Annotated in this window: 5 protein-coding genes and 1 pseudogene; all 6 read left to right on the top strand. The window is 56.0% G+C overall.

What is annotated here, in order from left to right; translation table 11 throughout:
- Positions 1-1,109 precede the first annotated feature (1,109 nt).
- Complete coding sequence (locus AC01FP_RS15655; RefSeq protein ID WP_474481601.1) at positions 1,110-1,454, top strand: hypothetical protein; 345 nt, start codon at positions 1,110-1,112, stop codon at positions 1,452-1,454.
- On the top strand, positions 1,451-2,587 hold the full coding sequence (locus AC01FP_RS15650; RefSeq protein WP_474481600.1) for a glycosyltransferase: 1,137 nt from the start codon (positions 1,451-1,453) through the stop codon (positions 2,585-2,587). The genes AC01FP_RS15655 and AC01FP_RS15650 overlap by 4 nt, the downstream gene beginning before the upstream one ends.
- On the top strand, positions 2,584-3,675 hold the full coding sequence (locus AC01FP_RS15645) for a glycosyltransferase family 4 protein (protein ID WP_474481599.1): 1,092 nt from the start codon (positions 2,584-2,586) through the stop codon (positions 3,673-3,675). Before AC01FP_RS15650 ends, AC01FP_RS15645 begins: the two co-directional genes overlap by 4 nt.
- A 605-nt stretch (positions 3,676-4,280) precedes the next feature.
- Positions 4,281-4,385, top strand: a pseudogene (locus AC01FP_RS15640) (helix-turn-helix domain-containing protein); the annotation flags it as partial.
- A 248-nt stretch (positions 4,386-4,633) separates the two neighbouring features.
- Positions 4,634-4,822, top strand: coding sequence for a hypothetical protein (locus tag AC01FP_RS15635; protein WP_474481602.1), 189 nt, complete (start codon positions 4,634-4,636; stop codon positions 4,820-4,822).
- A 703-nt stretch (positions 4,823-5,525) separates the two neighbouring features.
- Positions 5,526-5,912 (top strand): FkbM family methyltransferase (locus AC01FP_RS15630; protein ID WP_474481598.1); only part of this gene is annotated, 387 nt, incomplete at its 3' end.

Genomic DNA, 5,912 nt, shown 5'->3' with positions numbered 1-5,912 from the left:
TCCTCTGACTGCTCCTGTTCACCCTCCGGAAAGGGTCACAGGACCTCCTGAGTTACACCACTCGGAGGGGCGCTACCAGGATCTGTGGCGCGAGGCCGACAAACATTTGCTCTGACAGCCCCAAAGCAGAGAGTCTGGCGAGCACTGAACGAGTTACACCCCACAGTCAGCCCGCAAACCGGCCTGAGCGCCGCGGCAGGGTCAGGCTGTTCAAGCCATTTCTCCGTACTCCTCCAGCAGTGAGATCACATCTCGGACTCGCCTGGCATTGCGTTCGGAGGGGTCGAGCTGGTGCCTGAGTTGGACAAGATTGCACTGAGCTTGCTGCTGAGCTCGTCGAGCCGCTTGTCGAGCTTCCGTAGCCGTTCGTCTTCTTTCCTCATTAGCAGCATCCTCTGCTCGAGCTCGTATTGCTGCACGCTTGTAACGATCGTTGGATGCCAGCTTGCTGTTCTATGGCCGCCGCGACGGCGGCAGCGATGCAAGGAATTCCTGCTTGCTGCGGTAGGTCGACGGAAGCGGCTCCCAGGAGGTCGACATGGGTGTAATTAGTAAACAGCGTGATCAGGGCGAGGAGCAGGGCGGCAAAAACCGTGATCCAGCCTTGACGGTCAAATCCAAGCAACACCGTAGCCAGCCCAAACCCTGAACACAGGATAGTACAGGCAAACTAGCAGGGCATCCGTGGAATCACGGCCCTCCCGGGCGGTCGTGACTGCCCGATCATCAACCCATGGCACGTGGAGCCGGGCTGTTAAGCAGGCTCAGCAGTCGCTGGAGTTTGCGGCGGTTGTTGGCGGAGGGGTCGAGTTGGATGGCAAATCTGCCTCGATCAAGTTGATTTCGGAGTGCATCCAGCCTGAGTTGCACGCGATGCTGGCCTTGGCAGGCAACAGTATTGAAGGTGATTTCGGCGCTGGGTTTGGAATTGCATGTCACTGCATGGCGCCGGGGCGGGAGGGGTTGGAGAGCTGGACGGTGCCGCGAATCATGCCCATGTGTGCGGGGCAAAAGGGTCTGGCCTGCAGGGATGCCAGCGCCCTGCGCCCCGTGGGGATGGTTTGGAGAACAGCATTCCCACTTAGCCTCCTGGAATCCTGATTGAGCCCATGCCCTCCCTGCTTATCCAAGGGACTAACCGCGTGCTTGTCATCGGCATCGAACTACTGGGCCCGGGGGCGGCGGAAAGGCAGGCGGGGTTCCGCTTCCACCCCATCAGCACTGATCAAGTGCCCGGCTCCTTGGGGCCGGAGGGCAGCTTTTCAGAAACCACTCCCCTACGAGCAGCTCAGCCCCTATTGAGCAAGCAAGACCGCCAGCGGCCACTGGTGCTGGCTTGGCTCCACGCCTTTGGGCTGCTGTTGGTGAGCTTCAAGGCGGTGTGCGGTGAGCAGATTGCGCTCTATGGGGGCGACCATCGCGAGCGCATCGGCGTTGCCCCTGTAGCGGTGTGATCCTTCAACTGGTGCGGGAATGCCCTCCTGGCCATGGGGGTGTGGAGCGGGTGGCCCATGAGCTTGCGGCGGCCTGGCACGCCCAGGGGAAATTGAGCGCCACTATCTCCCTGCAGCCCTATGACCCATCGGCTGACGACCCCTCGCTGCCGGTGCCTTACCGCCGCAGCTATCTGCCGTGCATCAAGCTTGGACGCCAGCTTTTGCTGCCTTTGCCATCGCGGCGTCTATGGGCTGTGCTCACCAGTTCAGAGGTGCTGCATGTCCATCTTCCCTGCCCAGGTTTGCTGGCGGTGAGTGTGCTCGCCAGGCTGATGCAACCAGGCAGGCCAATTCGCCTGCATTGGCACGCATTTTTACAAGCCCCCAGCGGCCCCCTAGGCTGGTTGATTGGCCTCTACCAGTGGCTTGCCTTGCGCTGGGCGAGCTATGGCGTTCAAGTTGTCGTGACAACCTCACCGGTACTCGCTGAGGTTCTTGTTGAAGAGGGGGTGTCGCGTACAAAGGTGTTTGTGTTGCCCTGCTGCCTGGGGGAGCTGCAGGAGCGGTTGTATGGCCAAATTGCGGAGCAGCGCCGCCATCGACAGCTTCCGCGCAAACAGCAGCCCCTGCGGCTGATATTTATTGGAAGACTCGATAGCTACAAGCGGGTGGATTGGCTGATCGAGGCCTGTGCTGCCAATGTATCGGCTGAGCTCCATGTGATTGGCGATGGGCCGCTGCGCATGCAGCTGGAATCTCAGGCACAGGCAGTGGGTATCGACAAAGCAGTTGTGTTTCATGGTCGAGTCAGCGAACAAGAAAAGCTGGACTTGTTGCTCGATGCAGATCTGCTGGTGCTTCCTGCTGATTCGAGCAATGAGGCCTTTGGGATAGTGCAGCTCGAGGGGATGGCCTGCGGGGTACCTGCGTTGGCGTTTGATCTTCCCCGTTCAGGCATGGCCTGGGTGTCCCATTTGAAGCAGGTTTTGAATCTCCCGTGCTTAAAGTTGCAAGATCTGGTAGCTGTGATTGATAAGTTGGCAAATGATTCACTTTTGCTTGAGCACGCGTCTGAGGCTGCTGAGCAGCGCTATACCTGCGTATTTAGCAGGGCTGTATGGCGGGCCAGACTTGCTGAGCTGCTGCAATGACCTTGCTAAGTAATTTGCTTCTTTATAGTCCAGGCCATTCGGGTTTTTCGAGTTATGTGCATCGGGTAATGCCTGGAATTCCAGGCCATCAGCTTGTTTTGGGTGATCAGGGGAGTGCGGAGTGCCGCGACGATCATTGGCTTCCCGAGCAAGGGCCAGCATCAAAGCGGTTGGCTCTTTTGCATCGTCTTTCCCTTACCCAGCATGGTGTTGATGTGAAGGCGGCCTTGAAAAAAGTAGGGCTTCGCATTGAGGATCTGAGCGGCATTTATAGCCCCTATTGCGATGCCCTATTGGCCCTTCCCCAGGTGCCTCAAGTGATCACCTGCCACGACCTCACGCCATTGTATATATCAAATAGCCGAATGGCCAGCTTCCGATATCGATATTGGACGCCGCGCCACCTCAATCAGGCCAAGTGCGTAATTGCCATAAGCCATTTTGTGGCAGATCAGTTGGTTGATTTTGGTGTGCCGGCTAGCAAGATTGAAGTTGTCTATAACGGTATTGCCATAGAACGTGAACCGATTGCTGAGCCGGTTAGCCAGGATCTGCTGATGCTTGCGCGGCATGATCGCAACAAAAACGTTGCCATGGTGGTGCGTGCTTTTGGCCAGTTGATGGAGAGAAAACCACACTGGCAAGGTCGTCTGGTGATAGTGGGTCGTAGTGGCCGCCAAACCCCTGAGTTGAAGAAGATTGTGGATAAGTTGCCGAAACCTGAGCGGGTGGTTTTACTTGATGGCGTTTCTGGTGCTGAGTTGGTGCAGTTGCTTAGAGGCAGTTTGGCACTTGTTTCGGCGAGCACAATGGAGGGTTTTGATTATCCAATTATGGAAGCCAAGGCCGATGGCCTTCCCACCATTATTAGTGATATTCCTGTGCACAAGGAGTTGCATGTGGACAGCTCCATGCTCTTTGATGTCGGCAATGGGGCGGACTCTTTAAGTATAGCCTTTGACAGGTTAGTTGGAGATAATTATTTATGGAGGCAGCTTTCGTCTTCCGGAAGGCGCCTCGCGGCTTCCTTGTCAATCAGAGAACAACGGTCAAAAATTGCATCTCTTCTATCTGAACAATGCCCTTAGGTGTTTTCCCTTGATGGTTCATTGGGCGATCTGAGGTGGTTAATTTTTATTGGCTAGCGTTGGTCTTGGCCTCTCACCTCGTAACCCAGGATAGAGGGAATAGGCTTCAATGCCACGGTAGTTCTCGTGAGTAACTCGCCTCTCAGGCAGCAGTGGTGTCTTAAATTGCAATGCCTCCATGTGGAACGGGCCATGTCGATGCCCGCCTCACAGATTTCTTGAGCTTTGGTGATTGTAGAACTAAATTCTCAGGTTAGTATCGTCCCTTGGTTGGGAATGCGGCTAATCTCAGAAACCTTACCCAGGTCAATGATCGAGAAAGCGTTGACTTTTAGGAAAGATGTCGCCTTTAAGCGCTTATTCAGGCCACCTGGATAAACAGTAACTCCTCCTTGGCTGCTGTGGCATCTGCTGGTTCATAGATTCAGGCAAACGCGGGTTGTAGCCTGCAGTGGATGGAACGCGACTAACGTCTCGGGTGATGATCGCGACTGGCTCATAGACCAGCGTGCGCTTGGGCGCCCGCCTACGCAGTTGACACCGAGCAGGGGCGACTGACCTCGCGAATCGACCGTCAGAGGGCCTTGCAGATCCTCGATGAGGGAATGGCAGACGGTGCCAGTGGCAGCGAACTGGTCCAGCTGCTGGGCGTCGGTCTAACCACGCTCCAGCGCTGGCGGCGGCAGTTCGCTGGTGATGGGCACGGTCTGGACCGGCGCAAAGGCAGCCGCCACCATTTGGCTCACCGCCTCAGCAAAGAAGAATGCCAACGGATCCTGCTCACTTGCTACGAGCCGGAGTTCGCGGCACTGCCTCCTGGCAGATCCTGCCGGTCTTGGCGGATCGGGGCCTCTATATTGTTACCTAACGCAGCTTTTATCGGGTGCTCATCGCCCATGGGCAGGCCCATCGGCGTGGTCGAACACGCCCACCTCAGGAGCCCAGACTGGTTCCACGCGTGTGGGCCGCAGGTCCGAATCAATTGTGGAGCTGGGGCATCACCTGTCTCTCCACCATCGTGCGCGGTGTGTGGCTGTACTTCTACCTGGTGATCTCCGTCTGGAGCCGCAATGTCGTGGCCTGGGATGTCGCCGAACGCGAAGATCCCGCCATTGCAGCGGAGCTGGTGAGCAGGGCCTGCCTGTGAGAGCGGATCAGCAAGGAGCGCCGCCAGCCACTGATCCTCCATGCCGATAATGGCAACGCCATGCGTGCAGCCACGCTGGAGAGCCGTGTGGAAGAGCTGGGCGTGCTTGGATCCTTCTGGAGGCCATGGGTTTCGAACGATAATCCCTGCTTTGAATCCCTATTTCGCACAGCGAAATACCGGCCGGACTAACCAAGCCGGCCGTTCACCAGTGAAGAGGCCGCCTGCCAGTGGGTTACGTCATTTACAGACTGGTAAAATTATCAGAAATTAGTAGCTTCAAATTCGTGACTCACCACCAGCGCCATAATGGCGGTGCCGTTTGATCTGGGGCCTGTGATGTTGTCTACGAGCAGGCGCGCCAGCGAACCCCGAGCCGGTGGTCACGATCCACACGCCGCTGGCGTCTACCGGAGGTTGTCTTGATCAATCCACCATCATCGGAGCTCGACCCCAATCCAGCTACGTTTGTCATGGCCGCTTGAACAGCGGCAGGGGCGTCATCTTTCTTGGCAGTTACGGGATCAGAGTTACTAACGCAGCTTCTTGAAAGTTGCTTTAAGTATCAACTCCGTTAAGACTTGCAATCACGTCGGCTCAACCAGTGTTGGCTTGCCAATTGAACAACCGGCCGAATGCATTCAGCCAATCTCTGTGCTATGCTAAGCCTATTCGAATAAATTCGTTATTCAGGCCAGGGAATATGACATTCATCTCCTATGCCCAGAACTTCGAGGATGTCATGCTTTGGCGCGCTCTTAAAGATGTTGACAAGGGCTTTTACATAGACATAGGCGCTTGGTCGCCAGATGTCGATTCAGTGACGCGCGCGTTTTATGACCGAGGCTGGAGCGGCATAAATGTGGAACCTAATCCCGTATTTCATGAGCAACTCAATCAAAGGCGAACTCGCGACATTAACCTAAAACTTGCAGTAGCGGATTTCGAAGGCAAGGCAACCATGAGCTTTGTTAGCAACCCTGGGCTCTCAACCATCAACAATGAGATTGCCAAATCACATGAATCTGCCGGCTGTTCCATTACTCGAGAGGACGTCAAAACATTGGTGATGCGCCTGCAACTGGCTGGC

It is taken from the genome of Cyanobium sp. NIVA-CYA 375, from assembly GCF_056108345.1.
The sequence above is the reverse complement of the archived record's forward strand: the minus strand, read 5'-3'. Positions and strand labels throughout refer to the sequence as shown.

What these genes read in the sequence shown, in the direction of transcription:
- AC01FP_RS15655 (WP_474481601.1), top strand. Translation starts at nt 1,110, where the DNA reads ATGCCCTCCCTGCTTATCCAAGGGACTAACCGCGTGCTTGTCATCGGC.
- AC01FP_RS15645 (WP_474481599.1), top strand. Translation starts at nt 2,584, where the DNA reads ATGACCTTGCTAAGTAATTTGCTTCTTTATAGTCCAGGCCATTCGGGT.